The organism is Inquilinus sp. (assembly GCF_057815775.1).
Genome location: NZ_JBYRFX010000532.1, coordinates 1 through 3,942, shown reverse-complemented (window position 1 = coordinate 3,942; position 3,942 = coordinate 1). Strand labels below are relative to the sequence as shown.

Annotated in this window: 3 protein-coding genes; all 3 read left to right on the top strand. The window is 66.9% G+C overall.

Features of this window, described 5'->3' with window-relative positions; translation table 11 throughout:
• On the top strand, positions 1 to 1,182 hold a 1,182-nt coding region (locus tag AC3XYG_RS18540), incomplete at its 5' end, for an ABC transporter ATP-binding protein (RefSeq protein ID WP_489141335.1).
• 33 nt (positions 1,183 to 1,215) lie between these two features.
• Positions 1,216 to 2,373 (top strand): mandelate racemase/muconate lactonizing enzyme family protein, encoded by a 1,158-nt coding sequence (locus AC3XYG_RS18535; protein WP_489141334.1) that lies wholly within the window; start codon positions 1,216 to 1,218, stop codon positions 2,371 to 2,373.
• Between the two features lie 141 nt (positions 2,374 to 2,514).
• The gene (locus tag AC3XYG_RS18530) at positions 2,515 to 3,897 is read left to right on the top strand and encodes a DHA2 family efflux MFS transporter permease subunit (protein WP_489141333.1); all 1,383 of its coding nucleotides are present in this window, start codon (positions 2,515 to 2,517) and stop codon (positions 3,895 to 3,897) included.
• The last annotated feature ends 45 nt before the right edge of the window (positions 3,898 to 3,942 follow it).

Genomic DNA, 3,942 nt, shown 5'->3' with positions numbered 1-3,942 from the left:
GCTGCAGACGGCCATCCTGGTCGCCGGGATCGTCGTCGGCCGGTACGTGCTGCGGGTCCGGCTGTCCCAGGCGGCCTGAAGCCTCGAAGGAGCACCATGGCCAAGCTCAGCGTGGAAGATCTCGTCGTGGCCTATGGCAGCGTCACGGCAGTACGCAACGTCTCCTTCACCGTCGAGGACGGGGAGTTCGTTTCGCTTCTCGGGCCAAGCGGCTGCGGCAAAACGACGACGCTGCGCTGCATCGCCGGCCTCGAAGGCTCCTCGGCAGGAACCATCCGCATCGGTGGCGAGGTCGTGGCGGCGGACGGGCGGGACGTGCCGCCCGAGAAGCGCGGCATCAACATGGTGTTTCAATCCTATGCTGTCTGGCCCCACATGACCGTCTTCGAGAATGTCGCCTACGGTCTGCGGACGCGCCGGGAGCCTGCGGCCACTGTCGACGCCAAGGTCGGCGAGGCCCTGAAGATCGTCGGGCTTGACGGCTTCGCCGCGCGCTACGGCACCGAACTCAGCGGTGGGCAGCAGCAGCGCGTGGCGCTGGCGCGCGCCATCGTCACCTCGCCGCGGCTGCTGCTGTTCGACGAGCCGCTCAGCAACCTCGATGCCGGGCTGCGGGACCGGATGCGCTTCGAACTCGTCGAACTGCAGCGGCGGCTGGGGCAGACCTCCCTCTACGTGACGCACGACCAGTCGGAGGCGATGCTGATGAGCGATCGGATCATCCTGATGAAGAATGGCGAGATGATCCAATCCGGCAGTCCGCGCGATCTCTACGACCGGCCGGCGAGCCGCTTCGCTGCCGAGTTCATCGGCAACGCCAATATTCTGCAAGGCGACATCGTCCGCTCCGCGAGTGATGGCAGCGCGCTGGTCTCGCTGGCTGATGGACTGACGATCGAGGGGCAGTTCTCGGGACCCGATGCCATCAGGCTTTCGGGCGGCATCCTGGTCTGCATCCGGGCCGAGAGCATCCTGCGGGTGCGGGGCGCGGATGACGGCTCCAACGTCTTCGACGCGGAGGTGGCCTCGGTCAGCTTCCTCGGGCCGGTCGTCACCTGCCTACTGCGCATCGGCGGGCTCACCCTCCGCGCCGAGTTGCCGGCCCGCACCTCACCCTCCCCGGGAGAGGTCATCCGCGTCCGGATCGAGCCGGACGCGACCATCCTGATTCCGAACGGCTAGGCGCCCGTTCCATCTTTTCTGAAGGACAGACACATGCGCATCGACAGCATCGAGACCATCCTGGTCGACAAGTACCTGTTCGTCGAGATCCGGACGGATAACGGGCTCGTGGGGCTGGGTGAAGGGGGGGCCTGGGGGTTTCATGAGGCGACGGCCGGCGCCGTCCTTCGCTTCAAGGACTATCTGCTCGGGCAGGATCCGCTGCGGATCGAACACCATTGGCAGTACATGTACCGCTGGGCCCATTTTCGCGGCTCCGCCATCATGGCGGCGATCAGCGCCATCGACATCGCGCTCTGGGACATCACCGGCAAGCACTTCGAGGCTCCGGTGCATGCGCTCCTCGGCGGCAAGGTACGGGACAAGGCGCGGGCCTACTACCACGTGTTCGGCGAGACCAAGGAGGAGCTGTTCACCGGCATCGAGGATGCCAAGAAGATGGGGTTCACGGCGGTCGGGCACCTGACGCCCTTCCTCGACAGCCGCCGCGAGGTGCCGTACTTCCAGACGCATGCCGAGAAGATCGGCGACGCCGTCGACACGGTCCGGCAGTATCGCGAGATCGCCGGGCGGGGCATGGATCTCTGCATCGAGATCCACCGCCGGATGACCCCCTATGAGGCGGTCCAGCTCGGGCGGGCGATCGAGCCCTTCCACCCCCTGTTCATCGAGGATCCGATCACGCCCGACAATCTCGACGAGATGGCGTATGTCGCGGGCAAGATCTCGATCCCGATCGCCACGGGCGAGCGCATGACCTCGCTGTGGGAGTTCCAGATGCTGCTGGCCCGCAACGCGGTGCAGATGGTGCGGCCGGATGTCTGCATCGTCGGTGGCATCTCCGGCGCCCGCAAGATCGCGGCACTCGCCGAGGCATCCCATGCGGGGGTCGTGCCGCACAACCCGCTCAGCGCGGTCTCCACGGCGGCGTGCCTGCAGATCGCGGCGACGGCGCCGAACTTCGTGCTGCAGGAATTCCCGAACGACACCTGGGACGTCACCGACAAGCGGCCGGACTCCGACAGCTTCCTCATCGGCGCGGCGCGGCACGATGGCGAAGGCTTCCTGACGATCAGCGACGAGCCGGGAATCGGCATCTCGCTTCGCCCGGATGCTGCCGAGAAGTTCCCGTATCGGGCCCGCAAGATGCACACCCGGCTGCACAAGGATGGTTCCGTCGTTGACCAGTAAGGTGGGGCGACGACGGAACCGTCGAGACAGGCCCGGGCCGTTCCGTCGTGTCGCCTTTATGACCCGATTGCCATAGACCTCCCCGGCGTGGGAGGACGACTCTGCGGATGGTCGGCGGCGCGGCTCGGGCCTGAGGAGAGAATGGAAAAGCGCAAGAGTGTGCCGCTGATCGTGGCCTCGGCCATCATCATGCAGCAGATCGATTCCACCGCGCTGGCGACCGCGCTGCCCTCGATGGCCGACTCCTTCGGCGTCCCCGCCCTCAGCCTGCATTCCGCGATCACGATCTACCTGCTGTCGCTGGGCGTCTTCCTGCCGATCAGCGGCTGGGTGGCGGATCGCTTCGGTGCCCACACCGTGTTCCGCGTCGCCATCGGCATCTTCACCGTGGCCTCACTCCTGTGCGCGGCGTCGCCGAGCCTGACGACTCTCATTCTGGCCCGCATCCTGCAGGGCTTCGGCGGCGCCCTGATGCTTCCGGTCGGGCGGCTGATCCTGGTGCGCTCTGTCTCGCCGGCCGAGCTGGTGTCGGCGATGATCCTGATGGGCCTGCCGGCGGTGATCGGCCCTGCCGTCGGTCCGCTCCTTGGCGGCTTCATCACGACATTCGCCTCCTGGCGGTGGATCTTCTGGATCAACCTGCCGGTGGGCCTACTGGGGATCGTGCTGACCACGCTGTTCATCGAGCCCGTCCGGCCATCCGAGCCCAAGCCGTTCGACTGGCCCGGCTTCATCTTCACCGGCCTGGGCATCGGCGCGCTGATCTTCAGCCTGGATTCGATGGGGCGGGGAGGTGGCCAAGAGACCTTGTGGCTCGCCGCCGCCGGCGCGGCCGCCCTAGCACTCTATGGACTGCATGCGCGCCGCACCCCGCATCCGATCCTGGATCTCCGTCTGTTCCGGCTGCCTGCGTTCCGGTCCAGCATGCTGGGTGGGTCGCTGTTCCGGATCGGCTTCGGCGCCCTGCCCTTCATGCTGCCGCTGCTGATGCAGGAGGTGTTCGGGTACACACCATTGGAGTCGGGCGGGATCACCTTCGTGTCCGCCATCGGCGCCTTCGGCATGCGGACGGTGGCGCGACGGATCCTGCACCGGTTTGGTTTCCGCCGCGTGCTCATCTGGAACGCCCTGATCGCCAGCGCCTCCATGGCGCTCTGCGCCACGTTCACGGCGGGCATGGCTCCGTATGTCATGATGATCGTGATCTTCACGGGTGGCGTGTTCCGCGCGCTCCAGTTCACCAGCATCAACACCCTGGCCTTCGCCGAGCCCTCGGCGACCGAGATGAGCCACGCCACGGCGTTGTCCCAGATGGCGCAGCGGATCTCGCAGAGCGTCGGCGTGGCCTTCGCCGCCACTCTGCTGCACCTGTTCAGCGGCGGGGCGCTGCATCCGACCGGCCATGCCTTCGAATTGGCGTTCCTGGTGGTGGCGCTGGTGTCCTCGCTGTCGTTCCTGTCGTTTGTGGCGCTGCCAGGGACGGCCGGCGACGTGCTCGCCGGGCGGGTGCGCGAACCGGCCTGATGCTCACGGGTGAGGCCGATGGCAGGCGGAATTGACTGATGTCGG

Excerpts from the sequence above, each read along its gene's own strand:
- AC3XYG_RS18535 (WP_489141334.1), top strand. The coding sequence starts at position 1,216 with ATGCGCATCGACAGCATCGAGACCATCCTGGTCGACAAGTACCTGTTC.
- AC3XYG_RS18530 (WP_489141333.1), top strand. The coding sequence starts at position 2,515 with ATGGAAAAGCGCAAGAGTGTGCCGCTGATCGTGGCCTCGGCCATCATC.